Here is a 20,056-nt window from a genome sequence, read left to right as displayed (position 1 = left end):
ATGTTGGTGATTTTAAAGGAAAATATAAGAACCCTTGGTAAGTTAGGCGAAATTGTGAAGGTGAAGCCTGGCTACGCACGTAATTTTCTTTTTCCGCAAAAAAAGGCAGTTAAAGCCACTAAAGAAAGTATAGCAAAACTGGAGGAGCAGCGTTCCTTTTTAGAGGAGGAAAATATAAGAAAACTGAATTTAGCAAAGGAGCTAGCATCGTCTCTTGCTAATAAGTTTGTAATATTGGTGAAGCAAGCTTCTGAGGATGGTAAAATTTTTGGTTCTGTAACAACAAGAGAAGTTGCAAGGTCTTTGTCGCAAGAATGCGAGGTAGATCACCGTAAAATATCTTTTAATGGAATACAGATAAAAAATTTAGGTGAGTACCAAGTGAATATAGAGTTTCACAGTGAAGTGGTAGTACCAATTACTATGCATGTTGTTAGATCAGAAACAGATGCACATGAGTTGAGGCAAGTAAAATTGCAAAGTCAAAAGTCACAACAGGAGGGTCAGGAGCAAGAAGATACAAATAATGGTAGTAGTGAATAGAGATATATCAACTGTCCATGCCATTCTACTGCCTTCTCATGTCATCCCAGTGTCAAGCACTGGGATCCAGTTTTTTTCACCATGGACATTATTTTATACTTCTAAAATCCATTGTCCATTGAATAATTTGCAGATACTTTTATATCTGAATTCCAGTGTCAAGCGCTGGAATGACGCCATTTGCTATGTAAACTTCTTTCAGAATTACGGTGATTATATAGTTATTGGAAGAAATCAAAAATGATCCCACGCTATAGCCGAAAAGAAATGTCTTCCATTTGGGAGGAAAGCAACAAGTTTAGTATATGGCTTAAAATAGAAAAATTAGCGTGCAGAGCTCAAGCAAAGTTAGGAGTGGTTCCAAGTGATGTCGCTGAAAAGCTTTCTGGTGCTATTAAATTTGATATTGAGCGTATCAATGAAATCGAGTCCACTGTAAAACACGATGTTATAGCTTTTCTCACATATATTGCTGAAAAAGTGGGAGTTGACGTTCGTTATCTCCACTACGGGATGACGAGCTCTGATATATTAGATACGTGTCTTGCTGTGCAACTGAAAGAGTCATGTGATATTCTACTTGAAAATCTAAAAAATTTACTTGCAGCATTGAAAAAAAAAGCTGAGGACTATAAAGATATCGTCTGTGTTGGGCGCAGTCATGGAATTCATGCAGAGCCAACAACACTTGGATTAAAGTTTGCCAGGTTTTATGCAGAATTTAAACGCAACTACCAAAGGCTAATTAATGTACAAAAAGAGATCTCAACTTGCAAAATATCAGGTGCAGTAGGTAATTTTGCGAATGTTGACCCGTTTGTTGAAGAATATGTAGCAAAAAAAATGGGACTTATACCTGAGACTATATCCTCTCAAGTAATTCCTCGTGATAGGCACGCTGCGTTCTTTTCAATTTTAGGGGTGATTGCAAGTTCAATGGAAAATGTTGCTGTTGAAATTCGTCATTTGCAAAGAACTGAAGTTGGAGAAATTTTTGAGTATTTTTCCACTGGACAAAAGGGAAGTTCTGCTATGCCACACAAGTGTAATCCTATTTTAAGTGAAAATCTAACTGGACTTTCACGTTTAATACGTAGCTACGTATTTCCTGCACTGGAAAATGTTGCATTGTGGCACGAGCGAGATATATCACATTCGTCTGTGGAAAGATGTATTGCTCCTGATGCTTGCATAGCAATGGATTTTGCTTTAGTGAGATTGACAGATTTAATAGATAAATTAGTAATTAATGAGGAAAATATTAAAAAGAACTTAAATTCAGCAAAAGGTTTAATTTTCTCACAACGTGTATTGCTTGAGTTAGTAAATAGTGGTCTAACTAGGGAAGAAGCGTATAAAATTGTTCAGAGCAATGCAATGAAAGTGAAACAAGGCAACAGTGATTTTCTGTCCGAATTGAAGCAAGATAAATCCTTGCTTGGAGTTATTGACTTTGAAAAACTTGAATCTTTGTTTGATTTTGCTTATTATACAAAGCATATAGACCATATATATAACAAGGTCTTTAATTAGGCTGAGTAGCTCAGTTGGTAGAGCAGGAGGATCATAATCTCTTGGTCGTGGGTTCAAGTCCCTCCTCAGCCACTTATGTTGATATATCCGGCAGAATATTTGATTTGTATATTTTACGAAATTTGCACGTAGGTGTTATTTGCAATATATACTTGAATAAAAGTGAATAAGAAACCTTATTATACAGGTTTAGAGTTATAATTTATTTTTACATCTACACCTTGACCCAGTGTAACCAATAAGTTAAGCAAGTATTCTAGAGAGAATCCTTCAATTTTTGATTTATTAATCTGGGATACTTTAGGTTGATCTATTTTTAGAGCAGTTGCTGCTTTTTTTTGTGTTCTATATCTTTTATTTATTAGTTGTGCAACAATCTTTATCAATTTCAGTTTTGTATCTTTTATATCACCTAGCTCTATCACTATTGGATAACTTAATTGTAAATTTTGCATAACAAAAACTTCCTCATAAAAAAATTACTTTAATTTTTCTTCTTTAAATACTACATGCTTTCTGACTACTGGGTCATATTTTCTAAACTCCAGTTTTCTAGTAAGTTTTTTTGGGTTACGCTTTTTTACGTAAAAATAGCCCGTAGATTTTTCTTCGCCGGTACTTGTTGTCTTAGTTGCGCTGCTAACTAACTTAACAAGCAAAGAAGCATTTTTTTTTGCCATACTTAGTATAATAATATAAATTCTGTGCGAGTTTATTACATGAAACACTAAAAGTCAACTACTTTGTATCTTTGAAACAGTGTAGGTTGCAAAATTCTTGACAATCGACAGTACATCGAATAACATGAAATTAATTTCAGAACGAAAGGCAAACGGTAAATAAGTGGCAAATAGTGGTAAAAGGTTACTATTAATAGAAAATTCTATCTGCTCTGATGAAGTGAGAGTTGCTTTGTCAGTCAATAATAAGGTTGTAGAGTTTGAACAGGAATTCAAGGACAAAAGGCAGTTAAGAGGTAATATATACGTTGCTTATGTAAAGCGTATAGAGCCCTCTTTACAAGCCGTATTTATTGAGTATGGGAAAAATAAGCAAGGTTTTTTATCTTTTTCCGAAATATCTCCGGATTTTTTTAATATTCCAGATAAGGAGAAGGAAACTTTTTTTGAGAGCTGCTTAAAAGATGATTGTACAGAGGAGAGTAGCGGTACATCAGCAAATATTTTTTCAGATTCTATAGCTAATAAGAATGTCAATGAGTCTGGTAATGGTTTTGTGAGGGAAGTATCTCTACATAAGAAGTACAAATTACAGGATGTTATTGCAGTCAATCAAAAGGTGTTAGTTCAACTAACTAAAGAAGAACGAGGCAATAAAGGGGCATCATTTACAACTTACATAACTTTAGTAGGCAGATATTGCGTTTTTATGCCGAATTCCACAAGTAGGGGGGGAGTATCTCGCAGAATTGAAGACGCTAACATCAGAAAGCAGTTAAAGGATGTGCTTGATTCAATAGACTTGCCAAAAAGGTCAGGTTTAATAATAAGGACTGTTGGTGCAGGAAAAAGTAAAAAAGAAATTGAACAGGATTACAATTATTTATTTTCATTGTGGCAGGACATCCACAACAAAGCCTTTTCTGCAAATGTTCCATCGTTGATTTATAACGAGGCAGACTTGATTATGAGGTCTATTCGTGATTTTTATAGCAATGGTGTAGAAGTTATAGTATCTGGAAGGGAAGCTTTTGAAGCAGTAAGACAATATACTAGGAATGCATTAAAGGGTAGTAAGCTACGTTATAGGTTGTATAGGGGTTCTGTCCCAATCTTTACTTACTACGGAGTCGAAGATCAAATTTCTGAGTTATATAGCAATAGGGTAAAATTACCATCTGGTGGGTCCTTGATAATAACTTTAACTGAAGCATTTGTTTCAATAGATGTAAACTCGGGAAAAATGACAGGAGAAGACAGTATAGAAGAAACAGCTTATAGAACCAATATGGAAGCAGTGCCTGAAATATCAAGGCAGGTGAATCTGAGAGGCTTATCGGGATTAATAGTAGTAGATTTTATCGATATGTTAAGATATCAGTACTGTAGGGCTGTCGAGTCCGCTATTAGACAGGCGTTTAAGGATGATAAAGCGAGAGTCCAGTTTAGCTACATAAATGACTTTGGGTTAATGGTATTTTCAAGGCAAAGGATTAAGCCAAGCATACAGGAAATTAATACCACAGAATGTCCACATTGTATGGGAGTCGGAAAAGTAAAATCAAATGAAGTAATTGTTGCATCGATATTAAGAGACTTACAACACTTTGCTACTAGAAATCGCAATAGATCATTTGATTTGGCAGCACACGGTTCAATTATCTCACACATTTTCAATAATAAGCGCGATACAGTTTTTACGATCGAAAAAGAGTTTAATATTAAATTGAACGTTATTGCTGATAACGGTTTGAGTATTGACACATTCATTTTAAAACGAGGGGATGACGTTAGCGTAAATGATTGTAAGCCGCTACAAAACTCTGGTTACAAAATTGAAAGCGGTAACAATGAGAAAACTGATAATTCCGGTGGGTTACAAAATAACTTTTGGTTAACTAAGTGGCTTTCACGCCTTTTGAGTTCTAATAGTTAGCTAAGAATCCTAAAAGGGACTTGTAATTGACGAATTTCATACTTATATATTCTCATATCAAGTAATATTTATAAGGGAGTGTTCATTATGGGAAGAGCAATAGGTATAGATCTTGGAACGACAAACTCTTGTGTTGCAATAATGCAAGGCAAGGATACGAAAGTAATAGAGAATAAAGAAGGGGCAAGAACTACTCCATCTATAGTTGCATTTACTTCATCGGGAGAGAGGTTGATTGGTGCTCCTGCAAAAAGACAAGCAACTACAAATGCAAGCAATACCTTTTTTGCTACTAAGAGATTGATAGGTCGTCAATATAGTGATCCCGAGATAAAAAATCTAAATGTGCCGTATAAAGTGTTTGCAGCAAAAAGTGGTGATGCATGGGTTAAAACAACTGATAATAAAGAATACTCTCCTAGTCAAATTGGTGCATTTATACTGCAAAACATGAAAGAAGCAGCAGAGGCTTATCTTGGGGAAGAAGTAAAGGATGCTGTAATAACGGTACCAGCTTACTTTAACGACTCTCAACGCCAAGCAACAAAAGATGCAGGAAAAATTGCTGGATTGAACGTACTTAGGATAGTGAACGAACCAACTGCTGCAGCACTTGCTTATGGTCTTGATAAGAAGCATGGGCACACAATAGTAGTATATGACCTTGGTGGTGGTACATTTGATGTTTCAATACTTGAAATAGGTGACGGAGTTTTTGAGGTAAAAGCTACGAATGGCGATACTCATCTTGGCGGTGAAGATTTTGATAATGCAGTAGTAAATTATTTACTAGATGAGTTCAAAAGAAGTAATGGCATTGACTTAAAAAATGATCCGATGGCTATGCAGAGAATTAAAGAAGCTGCAGAAAAGGCGAAAATTGAGCTGTCAAGCGCAATGGAGACAGAGATAAATTTGCCATTTATTACAGCTGATGCAAGCGGTCCAAAGCACTTGAATATGAAATTAACAAGGGCGAGGCTTGAAAGCTTAGTGAATGATTTAATTGAGAGAACTATGGTTCCTTGCAAAAAGGCTCTTGAGGATGCTGGTTTGTCTGCTGGTCAGATAGGTGAAGTGGTGCTTGTTGGGGGCATGACTCGTATGCCAAAAGTAATAGAGAAAGTTAAAGAGTTTTTTGGCAAAGATCCTCATAGAGGAGTAAATCCTGACGAAGTTGTGGCAATTGGAGCTGCAATACAAGCAGGAATTGTTCAAGGTGATGTAAGAGACGTACTATTGCTTGATGTGACACCACTTTCTCTGGGTATTGAAACTTTAGGGGGAGTGTTTACTCCGCTTATTGAGCGTAATACTACGATTCCTACTAAAAAATCTCAGGTGTTTTCAACTGCAGAAGATAACCAAACAGCTGTTAACATTAAGGTTTATCAAGGTGAGAGGAAATTGGCAGTTGATAATAAACTACTTGGCCAATTTAGTTTGGAGGGGATCCCGCCTGCTCCTCGTGGAGTGCCTCAAATCGAAGTAACGTTCGATATAGATGCAAATGGAATAGTGCATGTTTCTGCGAAAGATAAAGCTACTAAGAAAGAGCAGAAAATACGTATTCAGTCTTCAGGTGGTTTGTCCGATGAGGAAATAAATCGCATGGTAAGAGAAGCTGAAGAAAAAGCACAAGAAGATGAGAAACGTAAGAAATTTATTGAAGTGAAAAACCAAGCAGATAGCTTAGTTCATTCTACGGAGAAGTCTCTGAAAGAATATGGTGATAAAGTTTCACCAGAAGATAAATCTGCTATTGAAAATGCAGTTAATGAGTTAAAAGAAGCTAGCAAGTCTGATAACATTGATGACGCTGATTCAATACAGCAGAAAGTTACCAGTCTCTCTCAATTATCTATGAAGCTTGGAGAAGCTATGTATAAAGAATCTCAACAACAAGGTAGAAAAAACTCTGCCAATTCATCCACAACAGGTAGTGAGGAAGAAAAAGTGGTAGATTTTGATTATCAAGACATAGATAATAAAGAAGAGAATAAATAAGGATGATAAGGGGAAGATGTTTTGATGACAGGAGAATAATGCAAGAAATTTATTTCAATCTTTGACTTTTTTGAAAACAATATAAGCTAAAGTGACTGAGGTTTACAATGATTTAGTGAATCATCATTACAGCTTGTTGTATGTATTCTTACGTAATAATTCTTTCATGAGTTGGTATTTCCAACGTATAATAAGAACATTTTCGTTGTGGTAAGGATTTCTAGTATGTATATTAATAAGTCTTGTATTCAATAAGTAATGAAAGTAATAATTGTTATGATAATGTTATTGTGTAACAGTTACGCAATGGCAAGCGAAAGAATAAGTCTAGTGGGTAAAAAATTGTCTCAAGGGTATGTAGCTCCAGTGCTTACAGAAAACAGTGTTATTCTGGCAGATAAGTATGGTACTTTATATTCTTTTGATGTTAATAACTCAAAAGTTCTGAATTGGAAATTGCACCTTCCACACAGAGAAAAAATCGGTAACATGAGTCTATCACGCTATGGAGGAAATGTTTTCCTTATAGTGGATAACGTTCTACACGTAATAGATGCAAGAACTGGTGAAGTCCAATGGGAAAAAGAGTTGAGAGCTCCAGCAAGAGGAAAAGCAGCAGTAATAAATAATAAATTGGTAGTATTAACCATTGATAACTACCTACATGTGTTTGATATAAAAGATGGCAACTCTATTTGGGCTTATCAAAATGGTATTAATGAGGTTAGGGGTTTATATTCTGTATCGCCTGCAATTTCTAATGATAAGATAATAGCGCCATTTTCAAACGGTGAGCTAATAGCTTTTGATGAAGATGGCAAAAAATTGTGGAGCCAAAAGTTGGTTACAAATCTTTTGGATACACAGCTTACAGATGTAACTACTACACCAAGAGTGCTCGGTGATATTTCAGTAGCAACAAGCAATTCCTATATCTATGGTATTGACGTAAAGTCAGGAAATATTTTATGGTCAAAACCCTTGCAAGCGAAAAGCGTATCAGATATTTTGTCATATTATAGTCCTCTTATCCCTGCGGATAAACAAAAATCCGGCGGTAGAATTTTTATAGTTACTAAAGATAATAAAATAATTGGCATTGATATACAAAACGGAGAAACAGTTTGGACGTCCGATTTAATAGAAAACACGCAATTGTTTGCTCCAATTATATATGCTCATACGTTATGGGTAACGAGTAATAAAGGTTCTATATTCGCTTTTCCTGGATCTAAAAGCACAGGAAAAGCAATCGAAGTACCTGGTAATGTGTTTCATGCTCCAGTATTTATCCATGACAAGATATATATAACAACTGAAGGAAATGGTGTTTATTCTTTAGAAAATAGGTTTGTTTTTTATGACTGATTATGATCTGATTGTTATAGGTGGTGGCCCAGGCGGTTATAAGTGTGCTATCACTGCTGCAAAGCTTGGATTGAAGGTTGCCTGTGTAGATAAGAACAGTATTTTTGGTGGCACGTGTTTGCGAGTCGGGTGCATACCGTCTAAGGCGTTACTTCACTCCTCTTATCAGTACGTTCACACGAAAAATGACCTGTCAAAACTTGGCATAAAAGTTAAGGATGTGAGTTTTGACTTAAAAGAAATGTTGAAATACAAGGACGCCAGAGTTCAGGAACTTGGAAAAGGCATAGAATATCTGTTCAGTCTTCACAAGATCACTAAAATCAACGGACTTGGGAAAATTACTGCTTTTGATCGGGATAATCTTGGAGTTTCAGTTGAAGGCAAGATGTTGAAGACAAAAAATATAGTAATTGCAACCGGTTCTGATGTTAGTTCTCTGCCAGGAATTAATATTGACGAGAAAAACATCATTTCTTCCGCCGGAGCATTATCTTTAACTGAAGTACCAAAAACTCTTGTTGTGATTGGAGCGGGAGCAATAGGACTTGAAATGTCCTCTGTATGGAGTAGACTAGGATCTGAGGTTACTGTGGTTGAGTTTCTTGATAGAGTTGCTCCAGCAATGGATAGAGAACTCAGTAAGTCTCTACTTTCTAGTCTGCAAAAACAAGGAATAAAATTCTTACTCAGCGCTAAAGTTGAGGAGATAAAACAAAATAGTAATTCTCTCAGTATAAAAGTTTGCTCTACTCAAGATAGCCAAATAAACACTATAGAGGCAAACAAGGTGCTCATTGCAGTAGGTCGCAAACCATGCACCGAGGGTCTTGGTATTGATGAGAAGGTGGAGAAGGATAATCGTGGTTTCATTCAAGTTAACAGCGGATATGAAACTAATGTGAAAGGAATATTTGCTATTGGTGACGTGATTGGTGGAGCAATGCTTGCTCATAAAGCAGAGGAGGAAGGAGTGGCAGTTGCAGAGATAATAGCAAAGCAGTCACCTCATGTTGACTATGGGATCATACCATCTGTTATTTACACTCACTCTGCGGTTTCTTCAATTGGTAAAACCGAAGAAGAGCTGAAAAGTACTGGTCGAAAATATAAAGTTGGCAAATGTCAATTTGCCGCAAATGGCAGAGCAAAAATCACCGATGATGCCGAAGGATTCGTGAAAGTACTAACTTGCAGCGCTACAGATACAATACTGGGTGTACATATCATCGGAGCATATGCTGACACACTCATTAACGAAGCAGCAGTTGCAATGGCATACGGCGCAGCAGCAGAGGATATATACAGAATTTGTCACTCTCACCCTGATATAAACGAAGCTTTCCGCGACGCATGTATCGATGCCTTCTTCAAAAAATAACCTCAGTTCGATCATCGAAAATTGGCATGAGTGGCTGAGGTGCAATAGGTCTTACTCACCTAACACTTTAGAATCATACATGAGGGATTTGAAAGATTTTATAAATTTCCTCGGTACTCATATTGGTGGAGAAGTAAATGTTGACTCTTTAGAAAAATTGAGCGTACCTGAACTCAGAAGTTGGCTGAGCTTTCGTTATGCGAGAGGCGTGAATGCGAGATCTAACACTCGTGCATTGTCAGTAATCAGAAATTTTTTCAGGTATATAAAAAACAATTATGAAATAAACAATGAGGCTGTATTTTCCCTATCAAGGCCGATTCAAAGAAAAACTTTGCCTAAAGCATTATCAATATCTGATATAAAAACTTTAGTAGACTTCTTCTTGCATAACTATTACTTGCAAGGGACTCACTCTTCTTTGTCATTCCAGCATGTAGTGAAGTTATCTGACCTTGGCAAACCTTGGGTAGTAAAAAGAGAAATTGCAATTATTGTTTTGTTATATGGTACAGGTCTGAGAATCAGTGAAGCGCTGAGTCTTAGAGTCAGTGATGTAAGTGGCGAGAACCTAATAATTACGGGTAAGGGAAACAAACAAAGGCAGGTATTTATTCTTCCGGTAGTAAAAAAGTGCATACAAGAGTATATAAAAGCTTGTCCCTATTTTGGCATTGCTAATGAAGAACAATATCTTTTTGTGGGAGTAAGAGGAAAAAAATTGAAAAGAACTTATGTCGCTAATCGTTTACAGAAAATAAGAAGAATATTAAATTTGCCAGAAATCCTATCTCCACATGCATTCCGTCATAGTTTTGCTACTCATTTGCTTCAGGAAAATGTTGACATAAGGTCTATACAACAACTGCTTGGCCATTCAAGCCTTGAAACTACCCAAGTTTATACTCACCTAAATTATCAAGATGTTTTTAACATGTATAAAAATTTTCAGAAGAGCTTGGAGAAGAAGCCAAAACCATTTTAATTCGAGGATTATCAGTAATGCCACTAGGTCCTATGTCTTGCTCATTTTTCTTGCATAAAAGATAACACCCTATTAAAAAAAGGCCCAGTGCAACAACAGCAAGCGGAATACATATTTCCAAGTCAGGTATTGTTAAACATGCGCCAACAGTAAATGCCCCAGACAATATAAAAAATACAGAAGCGTGGTTACTTTGCCTTTTACCAGGAGCGCTTGCCTCTGAGGATTTTTTGTTTTTAAAATTTTGGTTTTGAGCTCGAAGTTGAGCATTTTCTTTAGTAAGTTGATTTACCTGATTAGTAAGAGTCCTTATTCGTTTTTCTTGTTTTTCTTGGTTCAAATCTCTTGCACTATTTGCTTCTTTATGTATAATCGTGTCCAGTTCTTGCTCTTTTTTTGCAAGGTGAGCCTTTGTTCTTTCAAGTTCATCTCTAAGATTTTCAAGTTGACTTTTTTCCCTAGTCAGTTGGATTACTTGATCTGTCAGAACACTCATTCTTGTTTGTTGATTCAATTTCGCCCGTTTGATACTATTCAGCTCTCTTTCCTTTTCTGCAAGTTGAGCTTTTGCCTTTTCAAGTTCGTCTACAAGTTCTTGTACAAACTCTTCAAAACCTACTGGTGTATCATTCATGTCTGCTAAAGACTGTTCCACACTTGCAGGAAATTTTTCATTTAAATAATTCTTAATAGATTTAATTGGATCGCCAACATCTTTCAACGCAACAACAACAATTGCATAATTCATAAAGCGATTATCTTCTACTAATTTTTTCACATCATCTAAATCCTTGCTATTAATGGCATCAGTCAATTGCTCTGTCATAGCTTGTTTGATTATTTGTTTTAACCGTGGATTTTGCTCTATAGCTTGTATTGGTTTCATTTGACTAAAATCTAGCTCTTTATGTTTTAAAAGTTTAGTCAGTACTTCTTCTTTATTTCTCGTTACTATTTGTAAACACGATTTGATAATTAGGCTAAGTGGTGTTTCTATTTCTCCATTTTTGTTTCTTTCCCAGCAGTTAGGATTAAGCTTTTGGCTCAAAAGCATTTTCGCTTGGTAAATGCTTTTGCCAGCAAGAGCATCTAATAACTGCTTTCCTTTTTGTGCTTTTTGTGTTTCTACTGTAAGATGCGAGAAGTCTTTTCTCTGTTCTCTTCCAATTTGTTCAACATATTCTTTGGGAGTATAACTCCTGTTCATCCCATAACAATCATTATAATCATTTTTAATGTCTGAATTCAAATTAGGATGTGTAAATAATATCTGTACAAAATTCCTATTTTCCATGCGGAAGGCTAGATGTAGAGCTGTATTATTTTCTTTAGGCTCTTGAATATTAACATTTAAATCTTGATGCTGTAAAAGTAACATCATCATTTTCAAGCATATAGGGCTGTTATTGTTACTTATAATAATAGTCATTAGTGGTGTATATCCATCATCAAACGCATTAACATCTGCACCTTCTGCCAGAGCTTGCTTAAAATCTTCTAGGTTTTCAGCATCAATAGCGCCAAATAACTTTTTTGTTGATTCATCTAAATTAGACATATCAAATCCTCCTAATAACTCACTAATATCACCATACAATAAAAAAAAGAAAATAACAATGAACCTTTATTTCCTTTCAAAAAGAGCTATCTAGTATATTTTCTATTTTTTAACTCTTTGATCACTTACACATTCTAGAAATTTTTCTGCATCAAGTGCAGCCATGCACCCAGTTCCTGCGGCAACTACTGCCTGGCGATATATTTTATCCTGAACATCACCTGCAGCAAACACCCCTGCTCTACTAGTTAAAGTTGTTCCAGGTTTTGTAATTATATAACCCTGCTCATCCATTTTAACAAAGCCCTTAAAAACACTTGTATTTGGTGCATGCCCAATGGCAATAAATACCCCATCCAGTTTCAATTCCTGGATTTTATCGGTTTCCGTTGATTTAATTTTAATGCCAATCACTTTTTTTGGATTTTCTTCTCCATGAATTTGCTCCACAGTATGGTTCCAGATGACTCTTATCTTATCGTTTTTAAAGAGTCTATCTTGCATTACTTTCTCTGCTCTTAATTTGTCGCGCCTATGTATTAATATAACTTCTTTGGCAAATCGAGTTAAAAATATCGCCTCTTCAACAGCAGTATTTCCACCACCTACAACAGCTACAATTTTATTCCTAAAAAATGCACCATCGCAAGTTGCACATGCTGAGACTCCGTAACCTTGAAATTTCTTTTCACTCTCCAGTCCAAGCCATTTCGCTTGCGCACCAGATGCAATTATAACTGCATTTGAATAATAGTCGTGAGTATTACCGAAAGACTTAAACCTATGTTCATTAGAGCCGTCAAGTTGTTCGACACTCTTTATTTCATCATCTATTATTCTTGCCCCAACTTTCTCTGCATGCAACCTCTTTTGCTCCATAAGCTCTGGACCTTGTATCGAAATAAAACCGGGATAATTTTCAACATCTGTAGTAATCATAAGCTGACCACCAGGTTGCATTCCTGTTATTACAATCGGCTCCAAGTTCGCACGTGCTGCATATATAGCAGCAGAATAACCCGCTGCTCCAGAGCCAATAATAAGAACTTTTGTACTAAGTTGCCCCATCTATAATTCTTCACTATATGAATTTAGATAGTCGGCTACTCCTTCATCGCTTGCCTGCATTGCTGGCTTACCTTTCTTCCACCCTGCTGGACATACCTCACCATGCTTTTTGTTATGCTTAATTGCATCAATAATTCTAATAAACTCATCGATATTACGTCCTAAAGGCAAATCATTTATCGACTGATGACGCACGATAAACTCATCATCGATAACGAAAGTTGCTCTCAGTGCAACTGAGTCATCGTGTAATACTCCATAATCTCTTGATATAGACTTTTTGATATCAGACACCAAAGTGTAGCTAATTCCTCCAATACCACCATCATTAACTGGAGTTTCTCGCCATTTATGATGTGAGAACTTTGAATCTACGCTTACTCCTATAACTTCGACATCACGTTTTGAAAAATCCTCTATTTTGTTACTAAACGATATTAACTCAGTTGGACAGACAAAGGTGAAATCAAGTGGATAGAAAAAAAGGACAGCATACTTACCTTTTACATGCTTACTCAGACAAAAGTCATCAACCATTTCTCCGTCAGAGAGAACAGCCGGAGTAGTAAAATCGATAGCAGATTTTGTCACAAGATTCATAAACAACCTCTTCATTTTAAAACAACTGTAATTTTATACCATGATGAATTTATATGCAAGTTTTCTTTATCCTTTAAGAATTTTTCTAATTAGTCAGTTCTACCAATCCAGAAGATACCTCAAGCTAGCAATGGACCATCAGGTATATTACCAATTACATTAATTTGATTTAATATTTTATTAGTGGGGTAGAAATAGTTTTTTATAAATTCCTTATATATAGTTGTCAATTTGTGTATATCGTCCACTGACACGCATTCGTTTACCTGATGTGCAGTTTTATTGATCATCCCAAATTCAATCACTGGGCAAACATCTTTGATAAATGCAGCGTCAGATGTGCCGCCACTTGTGCTCAGTACAGCGTCGATATTGGTAACTTTATTTATTGCATCAAGCATAATATCAGTATCCCTCTCGGGAGTAGAGAGAAAAGCGTCCCTACTGTTATACATGGAGAGTTTATAATCGTTAGTCACACTGGAGCATATTTCATCAATTAACTTATATAAACCGCCAGGTGTTTGCATATTGTTGTAACGAATGTTGAAGTTTGCAGTTATTGAATCAGGTATTAGATTGTCGGTATCATTTCCAACATCAATAGTAGTAATCTCGCAATTTGAAGGCTGAAAATATCTATTACCATGATCAAAAGTAGTATTTTTCACCTTATCTAATATCGACATCATCTTATATATTGGATTATCAGCCAAGTCTGGGTAGGCAACGTGCCCTTGTTTTCCATGGCAAATTAATTTGAATGTTGCAGAACCTCTTCTGCCTATTTTTATAGTATCACCTAGTTTCTCGCTACTGGTTGGCTCAGCAACTATGCAATAATCTATCTTTTTTTGCTTACTTTCCATCCATTCTAAAACTGCCTTTGTTCCATATTCTTCCGTACTCTCTTCAGCGCTGGTAATCAATGCACTTATTGAACCATTGAATTGAAACTTTTCCTCAATTAAATTTACCATGGCAGTAATAAATGCGGCTACTCCACTTTTCATGTCAGATGCTCCTCTTCCATACAACATTCCATCCCTCACTTCCGGCTTAAACGGATCGGACTGCCAATCCTTCAATTGGCCTGGCGGTACAACATCAACATGGCCCGCAAAACATAAGTTTGGCACCCCATTTATATATTTAGCATATAGATTTTTGACCTTAGTTTCACTATCACCAAACTCTAAAATCCTACAGTCAAAACCACTTTTCTTGAGAATTGCTGCTATATGCTCTATTGCTCCATTATCCCTTGGTGTTATACTCTTAAAAGAAATCAATTTCTTAGTTAGTTCTACAGGGTCAATCTTCATATCAACCTTGAAATACTGATATTACTATATTGTAGACATCTTATGCACTATTTAAAGCAAATATTACACCAAGCCAAGCAAACTCTTATAAGGGAAGTAATAGTAGATCATCACCTCGTTGACAATATCTATGAAATATGCACACAACACGGAAATGATATTTTCTTAGTTGCAGACGAGAATACGGTAGAGCTTTTGAATAAAAACGTACTTAATAAAATCTCTCATCTAATTGTTCCTAGTAATACCATTAGGCCTCTTGCAAAATCCTATATCATCTCGGATGCTTCCAAAATTCTGTTATCCCAGTGCTCCGACACTGGGATCCAAAAAAAAGAAGTATGGATTCCAGTGTCAAGCACTGGAATGACACCAGGTAGAGAAACGACACCGAACAGTGTTGCTTCTCTCGAAACCGTCAATCTAGTTAGAAACAAGGCAAAAGATAACGACTTAATAGTTGCATTTGGTAGCGGCACTGTTAATGATATTTGCAAGTATGCAAGCTACCTCGAGAAAAAAGATTACATATCGTTCCCAACAGCAGCTTCTATGAACGGCTATACCTCTGCAAATGCTTCAGTATTAGTAGATGGGCATAAAAAATCGTTCGCAGCACATCTTCCCAAGGCAGTATACATTGACATCAATATAATCGCCAATGCACCACTGTGCCTTACATTAAGCGGATTTGCGGATTTTATCTGTCGTTCAACAGTAGAAGCCGATTGGCTATTATCTCATCTGCTACTTGGCACAGAATATAATGCATTACCTTTCGCACTTGTTCGCGATCTGGAGAAAATTTTGCTTAGAGAGCACCTAGCACTTGCAAAAAGAAGTAAAAAAGTGGTCTTATTGCTTATGGAAGCCTTACTAATCTCAGGACTGGGAATGGCAATATCAAAAGGTAGCCATTCTGCAAGCCAAGGAGAGCATATGATAGCTCATGCAATGGAAATGGTAACAAAAGATTATTCTTCACTACATGGTGAAAAAATTGCTGTTACAACGCTCACCATGGCTAATTTGCAGGAAAAGATATTATCAATACAAAATCCTACCATGAAACCAATAAACTACTCTGGTGTCATTCCAGCGCGTGACGCTGGAATCCAGAAAATAAAGTATGGATCCCAGTGTCTGGGCACTGGGATGACAGAAGATTTAGCAGAGTACTTTGGCAATACCGAATTTATAAAAATTTTAAAACATAAGCAAATTCTGCAGCAAAAAATTGGAGGGATCCTTCATAAAGAATGGAATAATATTTCCAGCTTGATTAAACAAAATTTACTGCCTGCAAAACGCCTACAGAAAATATTTGAAGATTTATCAATTCCACATTTGCCAGAGCACCTAAGTTGGAACAAAGAGCAATATTGCAAAGTGGTCAATCTTGCATTTGCAACAAGAGACAGGTTCACCTTTCTTGACTTGGCTCACTGCATAATAGAAGAAAGTGAAGTTTTGTAGCAAGAACAATCAGAAAATTATTGACACCTTATTCCCTGGTGAACGCTCTACTTTACTTTCCAGCTCCAGTTCTAAGAGAGCCATTAAAGCCAAATTTGTGGACAGTCCACTTGTTAAGATAAGCTCATCTATATCAATGGGTACTGAGTTGATATGACTCACTATAACGGACTTTGCTTGTTGCAATTTTTTCTGTTTCCCATTTTCCTGGTTAACGTGCTCAATATCAAATAGGCTCTTTTGCCGAGGAGGTAAACTAAACCTAATACTCTCTATTATATCGTCAGCGGATTCGATAAGTTTAGCACCATTCTTAATTAAATAATTGCTACCACTAGAGCGCAAGTCCAAAGGAAAACCAGAAACTGCAAACACTTCCCTTCCCTGATCCAAAGCAAAATTTGCTGTTATTAAAGAACCGGAACTTTTTGATGCTTCAATCACTGTTACACCGAGTGATAAACCAGATATAATACGATTCCTTTGAGGAAAATACTGAGGCTTTGGTTTAGTTGCAAATGGAAGCTCAGTTATAACCAATCCACCATCTTCAGTGATTTTCTTGTATAGATCAGAATTTTCTTTTGGGTACACTACATCAATTCCACTTGCTGTAACAGCAATGGTAGGATGATTTTTGTATATCACACTGTTCGCTGCAGTGTCGATTCCCCTTGCAAGCCCAGAAACAACAATGAACCCTGCTTCACTCAAATCAAGTGCCAGCTTGCTGGCAAAATTTCTCCCATTCACCGAAGAATTACGACCACCGATTATTGCAATTATCTCACGACTTAATAACGACACATCGCCAAGTGCAGTTATTACAGCAGGACAACCCGGTATATTTCTTAAAATGTCAGGGTAATCTGGATCACATGCAGGTATGATTTTAGCTCCAATTTTTTCCGCACTATCGATTTCTTTTCGTGCATCTTGAATGCTATATATCTTTTTATCGTTAGTAAGCCCATTCAGATATTTTAATGCTTCCTCCAACGATCCACACGCCCTTAGCACACTATAAAACTTCGTTGGTCCTAAAGCCCTAGCTAGGCTCAACCATATCTCTAATTTTTCATTATTCAATTTATTTATCTTCATAAAGGGATTTTCTTTCAATTACTTAGAAGATACCCAATATTTATTAGCATTTAAACTATAATAATAACCAAAAGACTTGAATTTCTTATTAGTTTAGTGTACCCAAGATGTACAAATATACATTACTTTATGACACATTTTGTTACGGATAAATGCATAAAATGTAAATATACAGATTGTGTAGAAGTGTGTCCTGTTGACTGCTTTTATGAAGGCAAGAATATGCTCGTGATTAATCCAGATGAATGTATTGATTGCGGAGTGTGCATACCCGAATGTCCGGTAGATGCAATTATAACTGATGATTCAATAAAAGAAATTTTAGAACTAGATGAAGAGTTACTGAGCAGTGAACAAAAAACTTTCAAGTTGTTTTATGACATAAATGTGGAATATTCACAGAAGTGGCCAAACATCACGGCTAAAAAACAACCTCTGGATGAAGCAGAAGAGTATAAAGAAAAAAAAGACAAAGCAGCTTATTTTGGCGAAAATCTAGAATAATGCTACTGAAAGAAAAGGAAACTCCCACGGTTGTTGTTTTTGATTGCTGGTAGTGGGGGTGTTGTTTATGTTTTTAATATTATTCAATACCAACTAATCCGTTAAAGCATAGTAGAACGGAGATTTGTCAAATCATCGGTAAATCTCAGTTACTTTAGCTATAACAGTAGGTTTCTATTGAAGGTAAGAGCACCTTTATGTATGCTATATAGTAAAATATAGAGTGACCATGGTTCTAACTATAGCAATTTTGAGTGGTGGATTCTCTCGTGAAAGGGAAATATCACTGATGAGCGGAAAAGCGGTAAAAAAGGCGCTCGACAACCTTTCGTATAATACAATAGAAATAGATGTTGACAGCAACATTACTGAAAAGCTGAAAAAAATTAATCCCGATCTTGCTTTTATTGCTCTGCATGGAACTTATGGTGAAGATGGCTGCATTCAGGGTTTATTAGAAATTTTAGGTATAAAGTATACACACTCGGGAGTCATGGCTTCAGCTATTGCTATGAATAAAGCAATGTCCAAGCATATATTCCGGTCCCTCGGTATTGATACTCCAAAAGGATACATAATTAGTCGAGAAGATGTACTAAAAAACAATATTAAAATTGAATATCCGTACGTCTTAAAACCAATTAATGAAGGCTCGAGCATTGGAGTGCACATAGTTTTCTTGCATGATGATTATTTAAAATTAAGAAACATGTTTTGTTCCATTCCAATGCGTGACCAGGAAAAAGAAAAACGGATCCCAGTATCAAGTACTGGGATGACAAAAGACTATTCAAGAGATTTGATGATCATAGAAGAGTATGTACCTGATGTAGAGTTACACACTGCTGTATTGCTAGATGAGGCAATTGGCACTATGGAAATACGACCAAAAAATAAATTCTATGATTATGAAGCAAAATATACAAATGGATTTGCAGAGCATATATTTCCTGCTGAAATTCCTGATGATATATATAAAATGACCTTGGAATATGCATTGAAAGTTCATCAGTTTCTAGGATGCAAAACTCTTTCTCGTTCAGATTTTCGTTATAACCCTAAGGATAACACTCTCAAAATGCTTGAGATCAATACACACCCTGGTTTTACTGAGTTATCGTTAGTGCCAGAAATTGCAAAGTTGACAAAAGGAATCAATTTTAATGAATTTGTTAAAATTATCGTTGAAGATAGTTTGCAGCATAAAAGTATTGGAGACCAAGTGAATGCTAAGCAGTGTTACTAGAAGCCAAAGGAGTTTTCTCCGTAAGTGTGCTTTGGTTATCATAACAGCACTCTTTCTTACGCTAGTACTCTATAGCTCACTTGATAAAATCACAAATCGATTTAATTATTACCTCACTTGGTGTAATGATCATTTATCCAGTTTGTTACTCAGCAGTGGATTTTCAATCGATGAAGTAGTTGTAACTGGCAATAAATTCACAAACGAAAAGGACATTTTAGGTTTAGTAGATAAAACGCAACCGATTATGTATGTATCGCTTTCAAGACTTGCTGATAACATACAGTCCGCAAGCAAATGGATAAAATACGTAAGAATTTATAGAACTTTGCCCAACACCTTACATATTAACATAGATGAACATAAACCGTTTGCTCTATGGAAAGATGGTAACAGGACTTCAGTAATCGATTACGAAGGTAAAGTGATTGTAGATGACTATCCAATAGATAATCTTGTTGTGATTACAGGACAAAACTCGCTATCGAACCTAAAATTTGTTCAAGATATATTAAAGAGCAAAACTCAATTAAGAGACCATATTTCTTCTTGTGTTTATGTAGGGGGAAGAAGATGGAACATCATACTTGATAACGGTTCCACAGTCAAACTGCCTGAAGATAATCCTAATGGCGCATGGGATTACTTAGGCCATCTGCAGAATACAACTGATTTCACTTTTAGCGATTGGAGCATAATTGATATGCGTATTATTGATAAAATCTTTGTAAAACGCTAACTC

19 protein-coding genes and 1 tRNA gene are annotated in these 20,056 nt (G+C 36.1%); 13 read left to right on the top strand and 7 right to left on the bottom strand.

The features are described 5' to 3' along the window. From rplI to HF196_RS04415, 4 genes are all read left to right on the top strand, one after another. A complete protein-coding gene (rplI, locus tag HF196_RS04430; protein WP_168455990.1) occupies positions 1-543 on the top strand; it encodes a 50S ribosomal protein L9 in 543 nt (180 codons plus the stop codon). After that, positions 536-787 carry a hypothetical protein gene (locus HF196_RS04425; protein WP_246198530.1) on the top strand — a complete coding sequence of 84 codons (252 nt, stop codon included), beginning with the start codon at positions 536-538 and terminating at the stop codon, positions 785-787. The genes rplI and HF196_RS04425 overlap by 8 nt, the downstream gene beginning before the upstream one ends. Further along, positions 784-2,076: an adenylosuccinate lyase gene (purB, locus tag HF196_RS04420; protein WP_168455989.1), complete on the top strand. Its 1,293-nt coding sequence runs from the start codon at positions 784-786 to the stop codon at positions 2,074-2,076. Before HF196_RS04425 ends, purB begins: the two co-directional genes overlap by 4 nt. Further along, positions 2,076-2,148, top strand: a tRNA-Met gene (locus HF196_RS04415). Before purB ends, HF196_RS04415 begins: the two co-directional genes overlap by 1 nt. A gap of 107 nt (positions 2,149-2,255) precedes the next feature. Here the strand turns inward: HF196_RS04415 and HF196_RS04410 are convergent. Both HF196_RS04410 and rpmG read right to left on the bottom strand, forming a co-directional pair. Then, complete coding sequence (locus HF196_RS04410) at positions 2,256-2,531, bottom strand: XRE family transcriptional regulator (protein ID WP_168455988.1); 276 nt, start codon at positions 2,529-2,531, stop codon at positions 2,256-2,258. A gap of 24 nt (positions 2,532-2,555) precedes the next feature. Then, positions 2,556-2,756 (bottom strand): 50S ribosomal protein L33, encoded by a 201-nt coding sequence (gene rpmG / locus HF196_RS04405; RefSeq protein ID WP_168455987.1) that lies wholly within the window; start codon positions 2,754-2,756, stop codon positions 2,556-2,558. 163 nt (positions 2,757-2,919) lie between these two features. On the opposite strand from rpmG, the gene HF196_RS04400 reads away from it, so the two are divergent. From HF196_RS04400 to HF196_RS04380, 5 genes are all read left to right on the top strand, one after another. Next, the gene (locus HF196_RS04400) at positions 2,920-4,692 is read left to right on the top strand and encodes an Rne/Rng family ribonuclease (RefSeq protein ID WP_168455986.1); all 1,773 of its coding nucleotides are present in this window, start codon (positions 2,920-2,922) and stop codon (positions 4,690-4,692) included. Positions 4,693-4,779: 87 nt separating this feature from the next. Continuing rightward, positions 4,780-6,699: a molecular chaperone DnaK gene (gene dnaK / locus HF196_RS04395; RefSeq protein ID WP_168455985.1), complete on the top strand. Its 1,920-nt coding sequence runs from the start codon at positions 4,780-4,782 to the stop codon at positions 6,697-6,699. Positions 6,700-6,957: 258 nt separating this feature from the next. Then, entirely contained in the window at positions 6,958-8,067 is a 1,110-nt protein-coding gene (locus HF196_RS04390) for an outer membrane protein assembly factor BamB family protein (RefSeq protein ID WP_168455984.1), read from the top strand. Then, positions 8,060-9,448: a dihydrolipoyl dehydrogenase gene (gene lpdA, locus HF196_RS04385; protein WP_168455983.1), complete on the top strand. Its 1,389-nt coding sequence runs from the start codon at positions 8,060-8,062 to the stop codon at positions 9,446-9,448. The genes HF196_RS04390 and lpdA overlap by 8 nt, the downstream gene beginning before the upstream one ends. Beyond that, positions 9,429-10,433: a tyrosine-type recombinase/integrase gene (locus HF196_RS04380; protein WP_168455982.1), complete on the top strand. Its 1,005-nt coding sequence runs from the start codon at positions 9,429-9,431 to the stop codon at positions 10,431-10,433. Before lpdA ends, HF196_RS04380 begins: the two co-directional genes overlap by 20 nt. On the opposite strand, the gene HF196_RS04375 is transcribed toward HF196_RS04380, so the two are convergent. From HF196_RS04375 to dapE, 4 genes are all read right to left on the bottom strand, one after another. Further along, on the bottom strand, positions 10,378-11,991 hold the full coding sequence (locus HF196_RS04375; protein WP_168455981.1) for an ankyrin repeat domain-containing protein: 1,614 nt from the start codon (positions 11,989-11,991) through the stop codon (positions 10,378-10,380). The two genes, HF196_RS04380 and HF196_RS04375, sit on opposite strands and share 56 nt — an antisense overlap. 102 nt (positions 11,992-12,093) lie before the next feature. Then, positions 12,094-13,059 (bottom strand): thioredoxin-disulfide reductase, encoded by a 966-nt coding sequence (trxB, locus tag HF196_RS04370; protein ID WP_168455980.1) that lies wholly within the window; start codon positions 13,057-13,059, stop codon positions 12,094-12,096. Next, positions 13,060-13,659 (bottom strand): peroxiredoxin, encoded by a 600-nt coding sequence (locus tag HF196_RS04365; RefSeq protein WP_168455979.1) that lies wholly within the window; start codon positions 13,657-13,659, stop codon positions 13,060-13,062. 119 nt (positions 13,660-13,778) lie between these two features. Then, positions 13,779-14,984 carry a succinyl-diaminopimelate desuccinylase gene (gene dapE / locus HF196_RS04360; RefSeq protein WP_168455978.1) on the bottom strand — a complete coding sequence of 402 codons (1,206 nt, stop codon included), beginning with the start codon at positions 14,982-14,984 and terminating at the stop codon, positions 13,779-13,781. A gap of 42 nt (positions 14,985-15,026) precedes the next feature. Between dapE and HF196_RS04355 the strand changes: the two genes are divergently transcribed. Continuing rightward, positions 15,027-16,460: an iron-containing alcohol dehydrogenase gene (locus HF196_RS04355; protein ID WP_168455977.1), complete on the top strand. Its 1,434-nt coding sequence runs from the start codon at positions 15,027-15,029 to the stop codon at positions 16,458-16,460. A 9-nt stretch (positions 16,461-16,469) separates the two neighbouring features. Here the strand turns inward: HF196_RS04355 and dprA are convergent, their stop codons facing one another. Next, on the bottom strand, positions 16,470-17,564 hold the full coding sequence (dprA, locus tag HF196_RS04350) for a DNA-processing protein DprA (RefSeq protein ID WP_168455976.1): 1,095 nt from the start codon (positions 17,562-17,564) through the stop codon (positions 16,470-16,472). Between the two features lie 129 nt (positions 17,565-17,693). On the opposite strand from dprA, the gene HF196_RS04345 reads away from it, so the two are divergent. The 3 genes from HF196_RS04345 (at position 17,694) to HF196_RS04335 (ending at position 20,053) form a co-directional block, all read left to right on the top strand. Next, positions 17,694-18,068: a ferredoxin family protein gene (locus HF196_RS04345; protein ID WP_168455975.1), complete on the top strand. Its 375-nt coding sequence runs from the start codon at positions 17,694-17,696 to the stop codon at positions 18,066-18,068. A gap of 223 nt (positions 18,069-18,291) precedes the next feature. Further along, the gene (locus HF196_RS04340; RefSeq protein ID WP_174855514.1) at positions 18,292-19,314 is read left to right on the top strand and encodes a D-alanine--D-alanine ligase; all 1,023 of its coding nucleotides are present in this window, start codon (positions 18,292-18,294) and stop codon (positions 19,312-19,314) included. Next, complete coding sequence (locus tag HF196_RS04335) at positions 19,295-20,053, top strand: cell division protein FtsQ/DivIB (protein ID WP_168455973.1); 759 nt, start codon at positions 19,295-19,297, stop codon at positions 20,051-20,053. Before HF196_RS04340 ends, HF196_RS04335 begins: the two co-directional genes overlap by 20 nt. Positions 20,054-20,056 lie beyond the last annotated feature (3 nt).

This window comes from Wolbachia endosymbiont of Ctenocephalides felis wCfeJ (assembly GCF_012277315.1).
Lineage (GTDB): Bacteria > Pseudomonadota > Alphaproteobacteria > Rickettsiales > Anaplasmataceae > Wolbachia.
This window is presented reverse-complemented; position numbering and strand designations above follow the sequence as displayed.